Origin of the sequence: Staphylococcus argenteus, assembly GCF_000236925.1 — a bacterium.
Lineage (GTDB): Bacteria > Bacillota > Bacilli > Staphylococcales > Staphylococcaceae > Staphylococcus > Staphylococcus argenteus.
This window is the reverse complement of record NC_016941.1, coordinates 1418047-1442762: the sequence shown is the minus strand read 5'-3', so window position 1 is coordinate 1442762 and position 24716 is coordinate 1418047. Positions and strand designations below refer to the sequence as shown.

7 protein-coding genes and 1 pseudogene are annotated in these 24716 nt (G+C 33.6%); all 8 read left to right on the top strand.

Annotated features, from left to right (window positions below):
* Positions 1 to 90 precede the first annotated feature (90 nt).
* Entirely contained in the window at positions 91 to 3531 is a 3441-nt protein-coding gene (locus tag SAMSHR1132_RS06725) for a dynamin family protein (RefSeq protein WP_000608484.1), read from the top strand.
* Between the two features lie 19 nt (positions 3532 to 3550).
* Positions 3551 to 4429 (top strand): 5'-3' exonuclease, encoded by an 879-nt coding sequence (locus tag SAMSHR1132_RS06720; RefSeq protein WP_001133027.1) that lies wholly within the window; start codon positions 3551 to 3553, stop codon positions 4427 to 4429.
* 445 nt (positions 4430 to 4874) lie between these two features.
* The gene (locus tag SAMSHR1132_RS06715) at positions 4875 to 5993 is read left to right on the top strand and encodes an alanine dehydrogenase (RefSeq protein ID WP_000959441.1); all 1119 of its coding nucleotides are present in this window, start codon (positions 4875 to 4877) and stop codon (positions 5991 to 5993) included.
* Positions 5994 to 6086: 93 nt separating this feature from the next.
* Complete coding sequence (gene tdcB, locus SAMSHR1132_RS06710; protein WP_000210770.1) at positions 6087 to 7127, top strand: bifunctional threonine ammonia-lyase/L-serine ammonia-lyase TdcB; 1041 nt, start codon at positions 6087 to 6089, stop codon at positions 7125 to 7127.
* Between the two features lie 30 nt (positions 7128 to 7157).
* Positions 7158 to 8486: an APC family permease gene (locus SAMSHR1132_RS06705; RefSeq protein ID WP_000064783.1), complete on the top strand. Its 1329-nt coding sequence runs from the start codon at positions 7158 to 7160 to the stop codon at positions 8484 to 8486.
* A 151-nt stretch (positions 8487 to 8637) separates the two neighbouring features.
* A complete protein-coding gene (locus SAMSHR1132_RS06700; protein WP_000414701.1) occupies positions 8638 to 10032 on the top strand; it encodes an MFS transporter in 1395 nt (464 codons plus the stop codon).
* Between the two features lie 402 nt (positions 10033 to 10434).
* Positions 10435 to 23814 (top strand): annotated as a pseudogene (ebh, locus tag SAMSHR1132_RS06695) (hyperosmolarity resistance protein Ebh); the annotation flags it as partial.
* Positions 23804 to 24685 carry a hypothetical protein gene (locus SAMSHR1132_RS06690; protein WP_042355199.1) on the top strand — a complete coding sequence of 294 codons (882 nt, stop codon included), beginning with the start codon at positions 23804 to 23806 and terminating at the stop codon, positions 24683 to 24685. The pseudogene ebh and the gene SAMSHR1132_RS06690, both read left to right, overlap by 11 nt.
* Positions 24686 to 24716: the final 31 nt, after the last annotated feature.

Here is a 24716-nt window from a genome sequence, read left to right as displayed (position 1 = left end):
TATTATTTTATTGTTGATCATTATTCATTGTTATACGTCATGATTAACAAAAAAGTATCTATATGTGAACGAATCAAAGGGGAAAGTAACATGATTAATAAAGAACAATTAGATCTTTTATATAAATTGAAAAAAGAAGTTGAAAAGTCGCAAAATGATGCACTTTTACATACAATAAATCAAGTTATTAAGAAAGTTTATTTACAGCAATATACATTATCATTTGTTGGTCATTTTTCAGCAGGTAAATCTACATTAATTAATTTACTTATTGAACAAGATATTTTACCAAGTTCACCTGTACCAACAACGAGTAATACAGCTATTGTCTCAGTGTCTGATAACAACGACATTATAGCTAACTTACCAAATCAAACATATGCCAAACTATCAAATTATGATGAAGTAAGAGAAATGAATCGTCAAAATGTCGACGTTGAATCTGTAGAAATTAATTTTCAATCAACTAAATTTAACAATGGATTTACATTACAAGATACACCAGGTGTCGATTCTAATGTCGCATCACATCAATCTATTACTGAGCAGTATATGTATACGAGTAATATGCTGTTTTATACTGTTGACTACAATCATGTGCAATCTGAGCTCAATTTCAAGTTTATGAAACACATTAATGATGTAGGTATTCCAGTGGTATTTATAATCAATCAAATAGATAAACATCAAGATGAAGAATTATCATTTGATACATTTAAAGCGCGTGTTGAAAAGTCAATTGCAGATTGGGATATTAAATTAGCACGAACATTTTACGTTTCAAAATTTGATCATCCTGAAAATGAACTTGAAGCGTTATCTAATTATCTTGTTTCTTTAGATCAACATAGAGAAACAATTGGAGATTATACTGCAAGAACCGTTGATTATATTACTGAAGCACAACTTGATTATATTCAATCCGAAATTCAAGATGTATTAGAAGATTTAGGCATTGAAGAAGATGAATTCGAACAAGCTTTTTTAAACAGTCAGCAACATCAAGCTGTAAGTGAAGAAGCACAACTTTTAAATAATCCAGATGAATTAATGACATTTTTAAAGAATAAGCGTAAAAATATTTTAGAAAATGCATATATTATGCCTCACGATATGCGTGAAATGTTACGTAGCTATTTAGAAAGTATGTCTCAAGATTTTAATGTTGGTGGACTTTTTAATAAAAAGAAGAAAAAACAACAAATTCAACAACAGCGTCTTGATAGAGCAATAGATGCATTGCAACAATATGTCAATCAACAAATACGCCAACCGATGCGTGAAGACATGTCCTTCGTAACACGTTTCATTAATAAAAAAGAGGCGGCAGATCAAGTGTTGAATCAACATTATGAAATCGACCCGAAAATGATTGGAAGCTTATATCAACCTCAAACATCTATTAGCAATACGTATGTTTTAACCTTTTCAGATGAAGTAGTTAAAGCGATAAAAAAATATGTAGAGCAACAATCTACGCCAATTTTTAATGAAATCATTATGAATGTACAAGCAGATGAGTTACCTTCTGAAGAAAATGAAGATTTGAAAGAATATCAACGTTATACCGAATTAAGTGAATTACGTCAGTCATTAACTACTAGAAATTATCGTCATTATTATATCCATTTAGATGAATCTTTGGATAAGTTGATTGGTAGACAAGAAACGACATATAACTTAGCTTCGGAAAAAGCTCATATTAAAACAGGACATCAACAAATCAATCAAAGGCTAACTGCGACAGAGACTTCAATCGATATTCAAAAAGGGCTTGATATTATTTCAGAAATACCTTTATTTAATCGGACGAAGCAAGATATACGTGATACATTAACAAGATTAGACAATAAATTAATAAAGATTGGTGTATTTGGAACATTTAGTGCTGGTAAAAGTAGTTTAATCAATGCGTTACTTGGTGAACATATTTTAGTGAGTTCTCCAAATCCTACTACTGCAGCTACAACAGAAATATCTTATGGTGATGAAAGTTATATTACTTTGAAATCTAAAGAACAGTTGTTAAACGAGATTAATGCAGTAGTCGAGTATCATCGTAAGTCATTTACGACTTTTGAAGACTTTTTCAATTCAGATTTAGAAAAATTAAAACAACAATTAAATAAGAATCAACTGGCTTTTATTCAAGCGATTGAAAAACATTATAAAATGTATGAGGAAATGTTGAATATTAGTGAAAAGCATGCCATAAACCAGCAAGAATTAAAAAAATGGAGTGCAGAAGATGAATACGCAACTTTTGTTAAAACAGTGCATATTGCATTAATGCATGATTGGTTAAAAGGAAAAATTATAGTAGATTCATTAGGTTTACATTCTAATAACCAAAGACATACAAATGAAACTGAACAAATTTTAACTTCATCAGACTTAATTTTATATGTGAGCTATTTTAATCATTCATTTACAGATAATGACAAAGCGTTTATTGAACATATGAAGGATATGAACCAACTTAATGAGAATCAAGCATTTAAAATGGTTATTAACGCTTCAGATTTAGCTGAAAATGAAGATGATCTTGAAGCGGTTAAAAATTATGTATCTGATGCATTAAGTCAAGTTAACTTACATTCAGACATTTTCGCTGTTTCGAGTCGAGAAGCTCTTAGAACTTCAGATTTAGGTATTAATCAACTAAAAGATAGTATTCAGCATTTTGTAGATGTAGAATCAAAATTAATTTTAGAGCAACAAATGATTCATCAATTACAACAAATTGATCATTCGTACGTTGAGATGATTAACGAATTTGAAACAAATAAAGCAGAAATTACACGTCGTCAGGAAAAGTTGGTAACGTATAAAGATAAGCAAAGATTGCAACATCAGCTAATTGATGCAACTATACAACGTACGGATAATGAAGTTGAAGAACAAGTTTATCATTTAAATTCGCGATTGAAACTGCAATTATTAGATGACGTGAAATCAGTATTTAATTCACAGATGACGCAAAATAGTGATTTTAACGATGAAAAGAAAATTTCATCAAAAATTTATTTAGATCAAATTCATCAACGCCTATTTTTAGAGCAATCTTTAATTACAGAACGTATAAAAAAATATTTCAATACACAACTTGATAATCAAATTGCACCAATTATTCAGCAATTAGCGCAATTACATGTGATTATTAATCCTCAATTTAAATTTGAACCAACTGTTGTGGAACAACCATTATTGCATATTGATTTAAATGATATGCTTAATGCGCTGCCAAAACAACTAACGAAACGTAAAATTTTAAATCTAAATGGACAAAGAGAGATTCATGAATTGATTTGTCAAAGTACAGTTGAATTATTACAACCACAATTAGGACTATTAAGGCAGCAGCTTGAAGATTATGTTAAGCAGATGGCTAGTGAGGCTGAATTGCAATTTAAAATTATTGAAGATAATATTCAAACACAAGTGAATGATTTATTAGCATTTGATTTAGATAGCTCACTTATCAATCAATTAAAAGTTAAACATAAAGAACTTGAAACAATTATATATTAAGAAAGAAGGACCGTTTTAAATGCCAAATAAAATATTACTTGTAGATGGAATGGCGTTATTATTTAGACATTTTTATGCCACAAGTCTTCATAAACAATTTATGTATAATTCACAAGGTGTACCTACTAATGGTATACAAGGATTTGTGCGTCATATCTTTTCAGCCATACATGAAATAAGACCAACGCATGTTGCTGTATGTTGGGATATGGGACAATCAACATTTAGAAATGATATGTTTGACGGCTACAAACAAAACCGTTCAGCTCCACCTGAAGAGTTAATCCCACAATTTGATTATGTTAAGGAAATTTCTGAACAATTTGGTTTTGTAAATATTGGTGTTAAAAATTATGAAGCAGATGATGTAATAGGGACATTAGCACAACAATATTCAGTTAATAATAATGTCTATATTATTACTGGTGATAGAGATTTACTCCAATGTATTAACGACAATGTTGAAGTGTGGTTAATCAAAAAAGGTTTCAATATTTATAATCGTTATACTTTAAATCGATTTACTGAAGAATATCAACTACAACCTAAACAACTGATTGATATTAAAGCATTTATGGGTGATACAGCTGATGGATATGCTGGAGTTAAAGGTATTGGTGAGAAAACAGCAGTCAAATTAATTCAACAGTATCAAAGTGTTGAAAATGTAGTTGAAAATTTAGAAGACTTATCGGCTGGACAACGAAATAAAATAAATGACAACATAGAAGAACTATATTTATCAAAACGTCTTGCAGAGATTCATACTGAAGTGCCAGTAGACAGTAAATCATTATTTGAACAGATGTCATTTGCTACGACATTGAACCATATATTATCAATTTGTAGCGAGCATGAATTACATGTGTCTGGTAAATATCTTTCAACACATTTTTAAACATAATGAAGTATTTGATGGAATAAACAATAAATATTAAATGACAATTTCTAACTACGATGGTTGGAAGTTGTCATTTTTTTATTCAGTAACTTCGGAGAAAGCAATTCAAAAAGATAGTACATTATCTAATTTTAATGGTCGGAAAATTATTTACTTAACACCTATTAAGTATAATAGTTACAACTTTAATCAAAAATAAATCAGATTTAAATATTTGGAATTTGAGGCAATGTATAAATACAACTATAAATTATATAGAGGGAAAGAGTTTAACTAAATGGTATAATTGCACATTATATTTATAAATAAGAATATTATATTAAATATTTCATAACAAATTATAGATAAATTATGAATAATTAATTAATGGTATTTACATATGCATAACCGATAGATAAAATTATTGTGAAATTATTCACAAATATAAAGAGGAGTGTTTCAAATGTTAGTAGCAGTAGTTAAAGAATTAAAACAAGGCGAAGGACGTGTAGCTTGCACACCAGAAAATGTGCGTAAGTTAACGGATGCAGGTCATAAAGTAATTGTTGAAAATAATGCTGGCATTGGATCCGGATTTTCAAACGAAATGTATGAACAAGAAGGCGCTTCGATTGTCAGTCATGAGCAGGCATGGGAAGCAGATTTAGTTATAAAGGTAAAAGAACCACATGAAAGTGAATATCAATATTTTAAGGAAAATCAAATAATTTGGGGATTTTTACATCTAGCATCTTCTAAAAATATTGTTGAAAAAATGCAAGAAGTCGGTGTAACGGCTATAAGTGGTGAAACGATTGTCAAAAATGGCAAAGCTGAATTATTAGCGCCAATGAGTGCTATAGCAGGGCAACGTTCAGCTATTATGGGAGCTTATTACTCTGAAGCACAACATGGTGGTCAAGGTACTTTAGTAACAGGCGTGCATGAAAATGTTGATATTCCAGGAAGTACATATGTCATCTTCGGTGGCGGAGTTGCAGCAACGAATGCAGCAAATGTTGCATTAGGATTGAATGCCAAAGTTATTATTATCGAGTTAAATGATGATCGTATTAAATGTTTAGAAGAAATGTATGCAGATAAAGATGTCACAGTTGTTAAATCAACACCAGAAAATTTAGCAGAGCAAATTAAAAAAGCAGATGTATTTATTTCTACAATTTTAATTCCTGGTGCAAAACCACCGAAATTAGTTACTCGTGAAATGGTCAAATCAATGAAAAAAGGATCAGTATTAATCGACATAGCTATTGACCAAGGCGGAACCATAGAAACAATTAAACCTACTACAATTTCTGATCCAGTATATGAAGAAGAAGGCGTAATTCACTACGGTGTTCCTAATCAACCAGGCGCTGTACCAAGAACTTCAACTATGGCATTAGCACAAGGAAATATTGATTATATTTTAGAAATTTGTGACAAAGGTTTGGAACAAGCCATTAAAGATAACGAAGCGTTAAGTACTGGTATCAATATATATAAAGGTCAAGTGACTAACAAAGGATTAGCAACATCTCATGACCTTGATTTTAAAGATATTTTAAGTGTTATTGAATAAAAAATTTGTAATGGAAAAAAGAGTGAAATGAATTTTTAAATAAATGAGCAATATTTGGACTAAAAATTTACAAAACGGAAGGATGTAATTATTATGACAACCAACACTGTAGCATTACAAACAGCACACATTGTAAGTTTAGGAGATATCGAAGAAGCAAAAGCATGTATTAAACCATTCATTCGCCGAACACCTTTAATTAAATCAATGTATTTAAGTCAAAATATCACTAAAGGTAATGTGTTTTTAAAACTTGAAAACATGCAATTCACAGGTTCATTTAAATTTAGAGGTGCAAGTAATAAAATTAACCATTTAACAGATGAACAGAAAGCTAAAGGTATTATTGGTGCATCAGCCGGAAATCATGCACAAGGCGTAGCTTTGACAGCAAAATTATTAGGTATTGATGCAACGATAGTTATGCCAGAAACGGCACCTATTGCTAAACAGAATGCTACCAAAGGGTATGGCGCAAAAGTCATCTTAAAAGGTAAAAACTTTAATGAAACTAGACTTTATATGGAAGAATTAGCAAAAGAAAACGGAATGACTATTGTTCATCCTTATGATGATAAATTTGTCATGGCAGGACAAGGTACGATTGGACTTGAAATATTAGATGATATTTGGAATGTAAATACTGTAATCGTTCCAGTTGGTGGAGGCGGACTAATTGCAGGTATTGCCACCGCGTTAAAATCTTTCAATCCATCAATTCATATTATCGGTGTTCAAGCTGAAAATGTGCATGGAATGGCAGAGTCATTCTATAAGAGAGATTTAACTGAACATCGTGAAGATAGCACAATTGCAGATGGTTGTGATGTAAAAGTACCAGGCGAAAAAACTTATGAAGTAGTAAAACATTTAGTAGATGAATTTATTCTTGTATCAGAAGAGGAAATAGAACATGCTATGCAAGATTTAATGCAACGTGCCAAAATCATTACTGAGGGTGCTGGGGCATTACCTACAGCAGCTATTTTAAGTGGGAAAATTGATAAAAAATGGCTAGAGGGTAAAAATGTCGTTGCGTTAGTTTCAGGAGGGAATGTTGACTTAACTAGAGTTTCTGGTGTCATTGAACATGGACTAAATATCGCGGATACAAGTAAGGGTGTGGTAGGTTAAAACTTTCAATCTTAAAAATGAGGTGTAATTATGTCAAATGGTAAAGAATTACAAAAAAATATAGGTTTCTTCTCAGCGTTTGCAATCGTAATGGGCACAGTAATTGGTTCAGGTGTATTCTTTAAAATTTCAAACGTAACAGAAGTAACAGGAACAGCAGGAATGGCCTTATTTGTATGGTTCCTAGGCGGCATCACTACCATTTGTGCAGGGTTAACAGCAGCAGAACTTGCTGCTGCAATCCCTGAAACAGGTGGCTTAACGAAGTATATAGAATATACATACGGTGATTTCTGGGGATTCCTTTCAGGATGGGCGCAATCATTTATATATTTTCCAGCAAACGTCGCAGCCCTCGCTATTGTTTTTGCGACACAATTAATTAATTTATTCCATTTATCATCAAGTATGTTAATACCTATAGCTATCGCTTCTGCATTATCTATAGTGTTGATTAATTTCTTGGGATCTAAAGCAGGTGGTATTTTACAATCTGTAACATTAGTAATTAAACTTATCCCAATTATCGTCATTGTTATATTCGGTATTTTCCAATCTGGAGATATCACATTTTCATTAATTCCATCTACTGGTAATTCTGGAAATGGCTTTTTTACAGCAATTGGTAGTGGTTTATTAGCTACAATGTTTGCATATGATGGTTGGATTCATGTCGGAAATGTTGCAGGTGAACTAAAAAAACCTAAGCGAGATTTACCATTAGCTATTTCAGTAGGTATCGGTTGTATTATGGCAGTTTACTTATTAATTAATGCAACATTTTTATTAACACTTCCAATTGAATCACTTGCTGGAAACTTAAATGCAGCATCTGATACATCAAAAATATTATTTGGTGAATATGGCGGTAAAATTATTACAATTGGTATCTTAATTTCTGTTTACGGTACGATAAATGGATATACAATGACTGGTATGCGTGTGCCATATGCCATGGCTGAAAGAAAGTTATTACCATTTAGCCACTTGTTTGCAAAATTAACAAAATCAGGTGCACCTTGGTTTGGAGCAATTATACAACTTATAATTGCAATCATCATGATGTCAATGGGCGCATTTGATACGATTACGAACATGTTGATTTTTGTAATTTGGTTATTCTATTGTATGTCTTTTGTTGCAGTAATTATTTTAAGAAAACGAGAACCAAATATGGAACGACCGTATAAAGTACCTCTATATCCAATCATACCTTTAATTGCTATATTAGCGGGTAGTTTTGTTTTAATAAATACGTTATTTACTCAGTTTATTCTAGCGATTATTGGGATATTAATTACTGCTTTAGGAATACCGGTCTATTACTACAAAAAGAAACAAAAAGCTGCAAGGGAATAAAAATTTGGAATAATTGATCGAGTCATAAAGTGTTTAAACGATAAGTTTAATGATTAGAAGGTATATGTATATCATTCGATTATTCTATCAGTCAGACAAATTTTCATTGTGGAAATTTGTCTGTTTTTTAAAAATAGGGAGGCAATAAGAGATGGAAAAGCCGTCTAGAGAAGCGTTTGTAGGTAATAATAAATTGTTGATTGGAATAGTCTTAAGCGTAATCACGTTTTGGCTATTTGCACAATCACTAGTTAATGTTGTACCAATTCTAGAGGATAGCTTTAATACTGATATTGGAACGATTAACATTGCTGTTAGTATAACTGCATTGTTTTCTGGCATGTTTGTAGTTGGTGCGGGAGGACTTGCTGATAAATATGGTCGTATTAAACTGACAAATATAGGTATTATTTTAAGTATTCTAGGATCATTATTAATTATTGTTTCTAATGTTCCTCTGCTATTAATTATTGGTAGATTAATACAAGGAATTTCAGCAGCATGTATTATGCCTGCAACGTTATCTATAATTAAGTCATATTATGTTGGTAAGGATAGACAACGAGCGTTAAGTTATTGGTCAATTGGCTCGTGGGGTGGATCTGGTGTGTGTTCATTCTTTGGTGGAGCTGTAGCAACCATTTTAGGATGGCGTTGGATTTTTATACTTTCAATTGTGATTTCAATTGTAGCCCTGATATTAATTAAAGGTACGCCAGAAACTAAAGCTAAAAACATTTCAATTAATAAATTCGATATTAAAGGTCTGATAGTATTAGTAATTATGTTATTAAGTTTAAATATATTAATTACAAAGGGTGCAGAATTAGGTGTGACATCAATGATGTTTATCATTTTGCTAGCGATTGCAATTGGATCTTTCGCATATTTCATCATTCTTGAAAAATATGTTAAAAACCCGTTGATTGATTTTAAACTATTTAAAAATAAAGCCTATACTGGTGCAACTGCTTCAAACTTTCTTCTCAACGGTGTTGCTGGAACGTTAATTGTAGCAAATACATTTGTGCAGAGAGGACTAGGCTATTCATCATTACAAGCCGGTAGTTTATCAATAACTTATCTAGTTATGGTACTTATTATGATTCGTGTAGGTGAAAAGTTACTTCAAATACTTGGTTGTAAGAAACCGATGTTAATTGGTACGGGTGTATTGATTATAGGTGAATGTTTGATTTCGTTAACATTTCTTCCAGAGGTCATATATGTCATTTGTTGCATTATTGGTTATTTATTCTTTGGTTTGGGTCTTGGAATTTATGCGACACCATCAACAGATACTGCTATAGCAAATGCTCCATTGGAAAAAGTAGGCGTTGCTGCAGGTATATATAAAATGGCTTCCGCATTAGGTGGGGCATTTGGTGTTGCATTAAGTGGTGCAGTTTATGCAATTGTATCAAGTATTTCAAATATTTATACAGGTGCAATGATAGCTTTATGGTTGAATGCAGGTATGGGAATTTTATCATTCATTATCATTTTGATACTTGTGCCAAAACAAAACGTATCACAATTACAATAAAATAAAGTTAGCTTGAAATTATAAATGTCGCTACAATAATAAAATTATACAAAAAATAAACCGTTTCTTTTGTGAGATCACATTGATGATCAAACAAAAGTGACGGTTTTTTATTACCCTTTTACACTACTTTATTTATAATTATTATAAATTGTCACAAATTCAATTTACCAATGAATATATTTTGTGTTATTATATTCTGGAGCATAAATAAATTGTTCAACACATAGTTGTAATGTGTTTCAATACGTTTTTGATAGATTGTTAAATTGTATTGAATCGACATCAGTTTTTATTTTTAATTGAGAATAGACTGAACATTACAATGCACATGCAATCAAACGTAAATACATTCACAACACAACAGAGACATAACAACAAGATAAGGAGTGAACAATAGCTGTGAATTATCGTGATAAAATTCAAAAGTTTAGTATTCGTAAGTATACAGTTGGAACATTTTCAACGGTTATTGCGACATTGGTATTTTTAGGATTAAATACATCACATGCACATGCTGCAGAAACAAATCAAGCTGCAACAGTAGCTAAACAAACACAACAAGGTAGCAATGAACAGACGAATAATCGAGAATCACAAGGACAAACTTCTCAAGATTCACAAAATAGTCAAGTTTCTACTACAAACACAGTAACTCAACAATCTAATGACAATCAAACCAAACAAGTAGATGCAAATGTAGCGCCGACATCTACAGCAAAAGAGCAACCTGCAGTTCAACCAAAAGAATCTAACAATGATTCCCATGCTGCTAAGGCGCAAAATAGTCAAGAAGACCATAATCATGCGCAAGGTGAAAACCATACTGCGAATAACACTACAAATCAAAGTGAAGCAACGCATATTGAAAGTCATCAAGGAAATGTAGTGACAGCATCAGATACATCGGAAAATGGTAACGTTCAACATGATCGTAATGAGTTACAAGCATTTTTCGATGCAAATTATCATGATTATCGCTACATTGACCGTGATAATGCAGATTCTGCAACATTTAACTACGTAAAAGGTATTTTTGACAAAATCAATACATTGTTAGGTAGTAATGATCCAATAAACAATAAAGACTTGCAACTTGCATATAAAGAATTAGAACAAGCTGTTGCTTTAATTCGTACAATGCCACAACGCCAACAAACAAGTCGTCGTTCGAGTAGAATTCAAACGCGTTCTGTTGAGTCAAGATCTATAGAACCGAGATCAGTATCTAATTATCAAAATGCAGATTCTTCATACTATGTTGAAAATGCAAATGATGGTTCAGGTTACCCTGCAGGTACATATATTAACGCTTCTAATAAAGGTGCACCGTACTATTTACCAACTACACCTTGGAATACTTTGAAAGCATCTGCAGCAAAAGAAATTGTACTGATGACTGCAAAACAAACAAATGATGGTTATCAATGGACTATTAAATTTAATAAAGGACATGCACCGCATGAAGAAATGATTTTCTGGTTTGCATTACCGGCTGATCAAACACCAGTAGGAAGAACAGATTTTGTAACGGTTAATGCTGATGGTACGAATGTACAGTGGAGTAATGGTGCAGGACAAGGTGCTAACAAACCGTTACCGCAAATGTGGCCATATGGTGTTAATGATTCTCGTTCACGAGATTTTAAAATTAGAAATAGACAAGGACAGACTATTTATGAATGGGCAACAGTACAAATCTATAGCTTAAAAGATTTAGCTCGTGCAGGTGACTACTTTAGTGAAGCAGGAGCACCAGCTGCAACAAAAGCATTTGGTAAACAAATATTTGAATATATTAATGGTGAAAAACCAACACAATCACCAGGTGTACCAAAAGTGTATACATTTATTGGTGAAGGGGATGCAAGCTATACAATCTCATTTAAAACACAAGGACCAACTACAAATAAGTTGTATTATGCAGCTGGTGGTCGTGCATTAGAATATAATCAACTATTTATGTATAGTCAGTTATACGTTGAATCCGACAGTGATTATCAACTACGATTAGATGGATTAAGACAAATTGTTAATCGTTCGTATCGTCTTGGTACTACGAAAAGAGTTGAGGTTAGTCAAAATAATTTTAAAGATAGAAAGATACTTGAAAGTACTAACTTAAACGTTGATGACTTTATAGATGATCCATTGAGCTACGTTAGAACACCTAGTAATAAAGTGTTAGGTTTTTACTCACCCAATGATAATCCTACAGCATTTAGAAATGGAAGAGCACATGATTTAAATGAATATGAAATAAGTCAATTGTTCACTGATCAAAAACTACAAGAAGCAGCTAGAAGTGGTAGACCGATAAGATTAATGATTGGATTTGACTATCCTGATGGATATGGAAATCATGAAACATTGGTACCAGTAAACTTAACGGTCTTACCTGAAATACAACATAATATTAAATTTTATAAAAATGATGATACTGAAGACTTAGCTCAAAAGCCATTTTCAAAGCAAGCGGGACATCCAGTGTTTTATGTATATACTGGTAATCAAGGTAATGCTTCTGTGAACTTAGGTGGTTTTGTTTCTACTAATCAGCCAATACGTATTAATTTAACAAGTAATGTAAACTTTTCAGACAGTGATTGGCAAATTACAGGTATTCCACGTACATTACACATTGAGAACTCGACAAACCGACCTAATAATAATAGAGAAAGAAATATTGAACTTGTTGGTAACTTATTACCTGGGGACTATTTCGGAACTGTGCGTTTTGGTCGTAAAGAACAACCATTTGAAATACGTGTTAAACCACATGTACCAAGAATCACAACAACTGCTGAAGAATTACGAGGTAAAGCATTACAAAAAGCACCGGTTACAGTTTCGGGTGTTCCATTAGACCCAACTGCTATTGTTTATTTAGTTGTTCCTAATGCTAATACAAATAGTGGCGGTTCAGAAGCAGATCAGATACCTTCGAATTATTCAAAAATCGCTTCAGAACATCCAGATGGTGTGCATACAACACTAACAATACCTGTAGATCAATACACAGTGTTTTTGCCACATGTCGGTCAACAAGTTAAAGCAATTGTTTATTACAATAATGTAGTAGCATCAAATTTAAGTAATGGTGTCACAATTTTGCCGGATGATATACCGCCAACAATTGATAATCCAACTGGATTAAGTACGAAATATTATCGTGGCGATGAAGTGAATTTTACAATAGGTGTTACAGATAGACATTCTGGTGTGAAAAGTACAAATGTTGCAACGTTACCAAGTGGATGGACATCGACTTTAACTAAAACAAACAATAATGGTACTTTGAGAATCACTGGAAGAATACCAAATAATCAAGCCTTCAATAGTGATATTACATTTAAAGTTACAGCAACCGACAATGTTAATAACACAACAAACGATCGTCAATCTAAACAGGTGACAATCCATGTAGGCGAAATTAGTCAAGATGTGCATCCTATCGTATTAGGTAATCCAGAGAAGATAGTAGTTGCTAATCCTACTTCTTTGTCAAATGGTGTAAAACAACAAATTATTAATGCATTAAAAAATAAAAATACAGATTTAAATGGTTATTATTCATCTACAAATCCAATTACTGTTGATAATAATGGTAATGTGACAATTCATTATCGTGATGGTTCATCAACACAACTTGATGCTTCGAACGTGATGACATATGAACCAGTCATTAAAACAGAATATCAAACAGCAAATAATAATAAAATTGCAACAGTTACAATTGCTAAAGGTCAATCATTTGATATCGGTGATTTGAAACAATATTTCACTCTGAGTAATGGACATGCGATTCCTAATAGTACATTTATAAATATTAGGGCAGATAGAACAATTCCTAGTGCACAAGAAGTGAGTCAAATGAATGCAGGTTCTCAGTTGTATCACTTAACGGCAACAAATGCGTATCATAAAGACTCTGAAGATTTCTATTTAACTTTAAAAATTGTTGATGTTAAACAACCTGAAGGTGATCAACGAGTTTTCCGTTCATCTACATATGATTTAACAGCTGATGAAATTTCAAAAGTAAAACAAGCATTTATAGCTGCGAATAGAGATGCTATAACTCTTGCTGAAGGAGATATTTCAGTTACAAATACACCTAATGGTGCCAATGTTAGTACGATAAACGTTAATATTAATAAAGGTCGCTTATCGAAATCATTTACATCTAATTTAGATCATATGAACTTCCTGCGTTGGGTTAACTTCCCACAAGACTATACGGTTACTTGGACAAATGGAAAAATCGCTTCGCGACCTACAGATGGTGGTTTGTCATGGTCTGATGATCATAAATCTTTGATATATCACTATGATGCAACATTAGGTACACAAATTAATACGAATGATATTTTAACGTTGTTAAAAGCGACAACTACTGTTCCTGGATTGCGTAATAATATTGCTGGTAATGAAAAGGCTCAAGCAGAAGCTGGTGGCAGACCAAATTATAGAACTACTGGTTATTCTCAAACGTCTGCAAGTAATGGTAAGCAAAGAGAATATACATTAAATGGTCATGTTATCCAAGTATTAGATATTGTAAACGCATCTAATGGAAACAACAATCAAGAGATTACAAATTCAAATGTACGTTCAAATCATAGTAACGCAACTGTTGTGAGTGTAAATGAACCAGCAGCAAATGGTGCAGCTGCATTTACACTTGATCACGTTGTTAAAAATAATTCAACACATAACGAGCAAGATGCTGTATACAAAGCGCAATTATATTTAACGCCTTATGGTCCAAAACAATACATTGAACATTTAAATCAAACACTTGCTAACAATACTGATGTCATTAATGTTTATTTTGTTCCAAGTGATAAAGTAAATCCAACAATTACAGTAGGTAATTATGCGAATCATCAAGTGTTCTCTGGTGAAACATTTACAAACACAATTACAGCAAATGATAACTTTGGTGTGCAGTCAATAACTGTCCCAACCACATCACAAATTGCTGGTACTGTAGACAATAATCATCAACATGTGTCTGCAACAGCGCCAAATGTGACATCTACAACAAACAAGACAATCAATTTAGTGGCAAATGATGCAAGTGGTAATACGGCAGCAACATCTTTTAGCGTTACGATTAAACCTTTACATGATAAATATCGAGTTGGAACGTCTTCAACAGACAGTCATCCTGTAAGAATTGCCAATATTGCGAATAATGCAACGATATCTCAAGCAGATCAAACGGCAATTATTAATTCGTTGACGTTTACGACTAATGCGCCAAATAGAAGCTACGCAACAGCAAGCGCAAATGAAATAACGAGTAAAACAGTTAGTAATGTTCATCGTACAGGTAATAATGCTAATGTAACAGTTACAGTTACATACCAAGACGGCACAACATCAACAGTAAATGTACCTGTAAAGCATGTGATTCCGGAAATTGTATCGCATCCACATTATACTGTTCAAGGTCAGGATTTCCCTACAGGTAATGGTTCTAGCCCATCTGATTATTTTAAATTATCAAATGGTAGTGCAATTCCTGATGCGACAATTACTTGGGTTACTGGTCAAGCTCCAAATAAAGATAATACACGTATTGGTCAAGACATCACTGTATCTGCACATATTTTGATTGATGGAGAGACTACGCCAATTACGAAAACATCAACATATAAAGTGGTTAGTACAGTTCCTAAACATGTTTTCGAAACAAATAGAGGTGTCGTATTCCCAGATGTATCAGATGTATATGAAGCAAAACAATATGTTAAACCAGTTAATGATTCATGGACAACAAATGCACAACATATGAATTTCCAATTTACAGATTCATATGGCCCTAGTAAAGATGTGGTTGGTATTTCGACTAGAGATATTCGAATTACTTATGATAATCGACAAACGCAAATTGTAAAAGTTTTAGCCAAAGTTAAACCTGATCCACCGAGAATTGATGCAAATTCTGTAGCTTATAAAGCAGGTCTATCAAATCAACAAATTACTATCAATAATGTATTGAGTAGTTCGTCAATAAAATTATTTAAAGCAGATAATACGCCTTTAACAATTACAAATACTACTTATGGAAGCCGATATTCTGCAGTTGTAACAGTTAGCGATCCATTACCAAATGGAGAAATTAAAGCAAGATCTTCAATTTCAATGAACAATGTTACATATACTACTCAAGATGAACATGGTCGAGCAGTAGACGTCACTAGAAACGAATCAGTAGATTCAAATGATAGTGCACATGTAACAGTTACACCTCAATTGCAAGCGACTTCTCAAGGTCCTGTATTTATTAAAGGTGGAGATGGATTTGATTTCGGTCATGTTGAACGTTTTATTCAAAATCCACCACATGGTGCAACAGTTGCATGGCAAGATAGTCTAGATACATGGAAGAATACAGTCGGCAACACTCATAAAACTGCAGTTGTAACATTACCAAGTGGTCAAGGTACGCGAAATGTAGAAGTACCAGTCAAAGTATATCCTGTGGCCAATGCGAAAGCACCAGCACGTGATGTTAAAGGACAAAATTTGACTAATGGAACGGATGCTATTAACTACATTACTTTTGATCCAAATACCAACACAAATGGTATCACTGCAGCATGGGCAAATAGACAACAACCAAATAACCAACAAGCTGGGGTTCAACACTTAAATGTTGATGTAACGTATCCAGGTATTTCTACACCGAAACGTGTTCCTGTAACAGTCAATGTATATCAATTTGATTTCCCTCAAAGCACATATACAACAACGGTTGGCGGAACTTTACCAAGTGGTACGCAAGCTTCTAGCTATTCTCATATAGAAAATGCGACTGGACTACCAACAGATGGATTTACTTATAAATGGAATAATGCGGCAACTGGTACGAATGATGCAAACTGGGCAGCTATGAATAAACCAAATACTGCACAAGTGGTTAATGCAAAATATGATGTCATCTATAATGGACATACATTTGCGACATCTCAACCTGCAAAATTTGTGGTGAAAAATTTGCAACCAGCAAAACCTACTGTTACCGAATCAGCAGCAGGAGCGATTACTATTGCACCTGGTGTGAACCAAACAGTGAATACACATGCTGGTAATGTCACAACTTACGCAGACAAATTAGTTATTAAACGTAATGGTAATGTTGTAACTACATTTACACGTCATAATAATACGAGTCCATGGGTGAAAGAAGCGTCTGCAGCAAATGTTGCAGGTATTGCTGGAACTAATAATGGCATTACGGTTGCAGCTGGTACTTTCAATCCTGCTGATACAATTCAAGTTGTTGCAACGCAAGGTAGCGGTGAAACAATCAGTGATGAACAACATAGTGATGATTTTACAGTAGTTGCACCACAACCGAACCAAGCTACTACGAAAATTTGGCAAAATGGTCACATTGATATCACGCCAAATAACCCAACAGGTCATTTAATTAATCCGACTCAAGTTATGGATATTGCATATACTGAAAAAGTTGGTAATGGTGCAGAACATAGTAAGACACTAAGCGTGGTTCAAGGACAAAATAATCAATGGACAATTGCAAATAAACCTGACTATGTAACGTTAGATGCACACACTGGTAAAGTGACTTTTAATGCAAATACGGTAAAACCAAATTCAACGATTACTATTACGCCGAAAGCAGGTACAGGTCATTCAGCAAGTAGTAATACAAGTACATTGACTGCACCGGCAGAACATACTGTCAATACAACTGAAATTGTGAAAGATTATGGTTCAAATGTAACAGCTACTGAAATTAACAATGCGGTTCAAGTTGCAAACAAACGTAATGCAACGATTAAAAATGGTACAGCAATGCCTACTAATTTAGCTGGTGGTAGTACAACAACTATTCCTGTGACAGTAACTTACAATGATGGCAGCAATGAAGAAGTACAAGAGTCCATTTTCACAAAATCTGATAAACGTGAGTTAATCACAGCTAAAAATCATTTAGATGACCATGTGAGTACAGATGGTAAAAAACCAGGTACGATTACGCAGTACAATAATGCAATTCATAATGCGCAACAACAAATCAATGCTGCGAAGACAGAAGCACAACAAGTGATTAATAATGATCGTGCAACACCACAACAAGTTACAGATGCATTAACTAAAGTTCGTGCAGCACAAACTAAGATTGATCAAGCTAAAGCATTACTTCAAAATAAAGAAGATAATAGCCAATTAGTAACATCTAAAAATAACTTACAAAGTTCTGTAAACCAAGTGCCATCTACAACAGGTATGACACAACAAAGTATTGATAATTATAATGCGAAGAAACGTGAAGCAGAAACTGAAATCACTGCAGCTCAACGTGTTATTGACAATGGTGATGCAACTGCACAACAAATTTCAGATGAAAAACATCGTGTCGATAACGCATTAACAGCATTAAACCAAGCGAAACATGATTTAACAGCAGATACGCACGCTTTAGAGCAAGCAGTACAACAATTGAATCGTACTGGTACAACAACTGGTAAGAAACCAGCAAGTATCACTGCGTATAATAATTCAATGCACGCGTTACAAGCAGAACTCACAAGTGCTAAAAATAGTGCTAATGCTATCATTCAGAAGCCAATAAGAACAGTACAAGAGGTACAATCTGCATTAACAAATGTAAATCGTGTAAATGATAAAATTACACAGGCGATTAATCAATTAGTACCTTTAGCTGATAATAGTGCTTTAAGAACTGCTAAAACGAAACTTGATGAAGAAATCAATAAATCAGTAACTACTGATGGTATGACTCAATCATCAATCCAAGCATATGAAAATGCTAAACGTGCGGGTCAAACAGAATCAACAAATGCACAAACTGTTATTAATAATGGTGATGCGACAGACCAACAAATTGCCGCTGAAAAAACAAAAGTAGAAGAAAAATATAACAGTTTAAAACAAGCAATTGCTGGCTTAACACCAGACTTAGCACCATTACAAAATGCAAAAACTCAATTACAAAATGATATTGATCAACCTACAAGTACGACAGGTATGACAAGTGCATCTGTTGCTGCATTTAATGACAAACTTTCAGCAGCAAGAACTAAAATTCAAGAAATTGATCGCGTACTAGCATCTCATCCAGACGTTGCAACTATTCGACAAAACGTTACAGCAGCGAATGCCGCTAAATCAGCGCTTGATCAAGCACGTAATGGCTTAACTGTCGATAAAGCACCTTTAGAAAATGCGAAAAATCAATTACAACAAAGTATTGATACGCAAACAAGTACAACTGGTATGACGCAAGACTCTGTAAATGCTTATAATGCGAAGTTAACGGCTGCACGTAATAAGATTCAACAAATCAATCAAGTATTAGCAGGCTCACCTACAGTAGATCAAATTAATTCAAATACTACTGCGACAAATCAAGCTAAATCTGATTTGGATCATGCACGTCAAGCGTTAACACCAGATAAAGCGCCGCTTCAAAATGCGAAAACGCAATTAGAACAAAGCATTAATCAACCAACAGATACAACAGGTATGACGACCGCTTCGTTAAATGCGTATAACCAAAAATTACAAGCAGCGCGTCAAAAGTTAACTGAAATTAATCAAGTGTTGAGTGGCAATCCAACTGTCCAAAATATCAATGATAAAGTGGCAGAGGCAAACCAAGCTAAGGATCAATTAAATACAGCACGTCAAGGTTTAACATTAGATAGACAGCCAGCATTAAATACATTACATGGTGCATCTAACTTAAACCAGGCACAACAAAATAATTTCACACAACAAATTAATGCTGCTCAAAATCATGCTGCACTTGAAACAATTAAGTCTAACATTACAGCTTTAAATAATGCGATGACGAAATTAAAAGACAGTGTTGCGGATAATAATTCGATTAAATCAGGTCAAAATTACACTGACGCAACACAAGCTAATAAACAAGCGTATGATAATGCAGTCAATGCAGCCAAAGGTGTCGTTGGAGAAACGAATAATCCAACGATGGACGTTAATACAGTGAACCAAAAAGCAGCATCAGTGAAATCAACAAAAGATGCTTTAGATGGTCAACAAAACTTACAACGTGCGAAAACAGAAGCAACAAATGCGATTACGCATGCAAGTGATTTGAACCAAGCACAAAAGAATGCATTAACACAACAAGTTAATAGTGCGCAAAATGTTCAAGCAGTAAATGATATTAAGCAAACCACTCAAAGCTTAAATACTGCAATGACAGGTTTAAAACGAGGTATTGCTAATCATAACCAAGTCGTCCAAAGTGATAATTATGTCAATGCGGATACTAATAAGAAAACTGACTACAACAATGCATACAACCATGCGAATGACATTATTAACGGTAATGCACAACATCCTGTCATAACACCAAGTGATGTAAACAATGCTTTATCAAATGTCACAAGTAAAGAACAGGCATTGAATGGAGAAGCTAAATTAAATGCTGCGAAGCAAGAGGCGAACACTGCATTAGGACATTTAAATCATTTGAATAATGCACAACGTCAAAACTTACAATCGCAAATTAATGGTGAGCATCAAATTGAGGCTGTCAATACGATTAAGCAAAATGCAACAAACTTAAATAGTGCTATGGGTAACTTGAGACAAGCTGTTGCAGATAAAGAGCAAGTGAAACGTACAGAAGATTATGCGGATGCAGATACACCTAAACAAAATGCATATAACAGTGCAGTTTCAAGTGCCGAAACAATCATTAATCAATCAACAAATCCAACGATGTCTGTTAATGATGTTAACAATGCAACTTCAGCTGTTACTACTAATAAATCTGCATTAAATGGTGATGAAAAATTAGCGCAATCTAAAACAGATGCTGCAAGAGCAATTGATGCATTACCACATTTAAATAATGCTCAAAAAGCAGATGTTAAATCTAAAATTAATGCTGCGTCAAATATTGCTGGCGTAAATACTGTTAAAAAACAAGGTACAGATTTAAATACAGCGATGGGTAACTTGCAAGGTGCGATCAATGATGAACAAACGACATTAAATAGTCAAAATTATCAAGATGCAACGCCAAGTAAGAAAACAGCATACACAAATGCAGTGCAAGCTGCGAAAGATATTTTAAATCAAGCACACGGCGCCAATAAAACGAAAGATCAAGTTACAGAAGCGATGAATCAAGTAAATTCGGCTAAAACTAACTTAGATGGTACGCGTTTATTAGATCAAGCGAAACAAACAGCGAAACAGCAGTTAAATAATATGACGCATTTAACACCTGCACAAAAAACGAATTTAACAAATCAAATTAACAGTGGCACGACTGTCGCTGGTGTTCAAACAGTTCAATCAAGTGCCAATACATTAGATCAAGCGATGAATACGCTTAGACAAAGTATTGCCAACAAAGATGCGACGAAAGCAAGTGAAGATTACGTAGATGCTAATAATGATAAGCAAACAGCATATAACAACGCAGTAGCTGCTGCTGAAACAATTATTAATGCGAATAGTAATCCAGAAATGAATGCTAGTACGATTACACAAAAAGCAGAGCAAGTGAATAGTACTAAGACAGCACTTAATGGTGATGAAAACTTAGCTACAGCAAAACAAAATGCGAAAACGTACTTAAACACATTGACGAGTATTACAGATGCTCAAAAGAACAATTTGATTAGTCAAATAACAAGTGCAACAAGAGTGAGTGGTGTTGATACTGTAAAACAAAATGCGCAACATTTAGATCAAGCAATGGCTAGCTTACAAAGTGGTATTAACAATGAAACTCAAGTTAAATCATCTGAGAAATATCGTGATGCTGATACAAATAAACAACAAGAGTATGATAATGCTATTACTGCAGCTAAAGCGATTTTAAATAAACAACATGGTCCAAACACTGCGCAAAATGATGTTGAAGCAGCATTACAACGTGTGAATACTGCTAAAGATGCATTGAATGGTGATGCAAAATTAATTGCAGCTCAAAACGCAGCGAAACAACATTTAGGTACTTTAACACATATAACTATTGCACAACGTAATGATTTAACAAATCAAATTTCACAAGCTACAAACTTAGCTGGTGTTGAAACTGTTAAACAAAGTGCGAATAGTTTAGATAGTGCAATGGGTAACTTACAAACTGCTATCAACGATAAAGCTGGAACTTTAGCAAGCCAAAACTTCTTAGATGCAGACGAACAAAAACGTAATGCTTATAATCAAGCTGTATCAGCAGCTGAAACAATTTTAAATAAGCAAAACGGTCCAAATACAGCGAAAACAGCAGTTGAACAAGCACTTAATAATTTAAACAATGCTAAAAATATATTAAATGGTACGCAAAACTTAAATAATGCGAAACAAGCAGCGATTACAGCAATCAATGGCGCATCTGATTTAAATCAAAAACAAAAAGATGCATTAAAAGCACAAGCCAATGGTGCACAACGCGTATCTAATGCACACGATGTACAACATAATGCGACTGAACTGAATACGGCAATGGGTACATTAAAACATGCCATTGCTGATAAGACGAATACGTTAGCAAGCAGTAAATATGTTAACGCCGATAGCACAAAACAAAATGCTTACACAACTAAAGTTACCAATGCTGAACATATTATTAGCGGTACGCCAACGGTTGTTACGACGCCATCAGAAGTAACAGCTGCAGCTAATCAGGTGAACAGCGCGAAACAAGAATTAAATGGTGACGAAAGATTACGTGTAGCAAAACAAAACGCCAATACTGCTATTGATGCCTTAACGCAATTAAATACACCTCAAAAAGCTAAATTGAAAGAACAAGTGGGACAAGCCAATAGATTAGATGATGTACAATCTGTTCAAACAAATGGACAAGCATTGAATAATGCAATGAAAGGCTTAAGAGATAGCATTGCTAACGAAACTACAGTCAAAGGTAGTCAAAACTATACAGACGCAAGTCCGAATAACCAGTCAGCATATAATAGTGCTGTGTCAAATGCGAAAGGTATCATTAATCAAAATACTAATCCGACTATGGATGCTAGTGCGATTACCCAATCTGCAACACAAGTGAATACTACTAAAGATGGTTTAAACGGTGCTGAAAACTTAAGAAATGCACAAAACACTGCAAAACAAAACTTAAATACGTTAGCACACTTAACAAATAACCAAAAATCAGCATTCTCATCACAAATTGATCGTGCGGGTCATGTGAGTGACGTAACAGCAGCTAAAAATGCAGCAACTGAATTAAATACGCAAATGGGCAATTTAGAACAAGCTATCCATGATCAAAGCACAGTTAAACAAAGTGTTAAATTTACTGATGCAGATAAAGCTAAACGTGATGCATATACTAATGCAGTAAGCAGAGCGGAAGCAATTCTGAATAAAACACAAGGTGCAAATACTTCTAAACAAGATGTTGAAGTGGCTATTCAAAATGTTACGAGTGCTAAAAATGCATTGAATGGTGATCAAAACGTTACAAATGCGAAGAATGCAGCTAAACATGCATTAAATAACTTAACGTCAATTAATAATGCACAAAAACGTGATTTAACAACTAAAATTGATCAAGCAACAACAGTAGCTGGTGTAGAAGCAGTATCTAATACAGGTACGCAATTGAATACAGCGATGGCTAACTTGCAAAATGGTATTAATGATAAAACGAATACACTAGCAAGTGAAAACTATCATGATGCTGATTCAGATAAGAAAACTGCTTATACTCAAGCCGTTGCAAATGCTGAAAATATTTTAAATAAAAATAGTGGGTCAAATAATTAGAAATATTAATAATGCACGTTCGACTCAACAAGTAGAAGATGCTTTAAACAGAGGTATTGCTAGTATTTTAGCAGTTCAAATTGTAACATCTGAGCATAATAAGCAATCAACAAATTCAGATACACATGTTAATGGCAATTTACGAATTGGTTATGGAAATAGCATTACAAATCATCCATTTAACAATTCAAGTACCGGCCATAAAACGAAACGTGATGAAGATGATGAAATTGATCCACTTCATATGCGTCATTTAGGTAACAATTTTGGCAATATCATTAAAAACGCAATTGGCGTTGTAGGTATCTCTGGTTTACTAGCTAGCTTCTGGTTATTTATTGCAAAACGTCGTCGCAAAGAAGACGAAGAGGAAGAATTAGAAATTAGAGAAAATAGTAACGATAAAGAGAAAGACTCTAAAGACAGCTTTAAACACTTGCCACTTTTATTTGCAAAGCGTCGCAAAAAAGAAGAAGAAGAAGATTTAACTTTAGAAGAAAATGATGAACGCAAAAACAGTGAATCATTCAATAAAGTGAAACATACACCATTCTTTATGCCAAAACGTCGCAAAAAAGACGAAGAGGATTTCGAGGTAACAAATGAAAATGAAGATGAAAAATCATTGGAAGATACTGAGCATTCTCCGCTTTTAATTGCAAAACGTCGCCGCGATAAAGATGAAGAAGCTGACACAACAAAACGTACTATTGAATCTAATGATGAGGATGCACCTTTATTATTGGCTAAAAAGAAAAATCAAAAAGAAGAGCAAGCTAAGGTTAAAAAATCTTCAGCAAAACATACCAATAAAAAGGTAGTAGCTAAAAAGAAGAAAAAGAAATCAAAAAAGAATAAAAAATAATTTGTTTCTTCGATAAAACGAGGAGCACCGA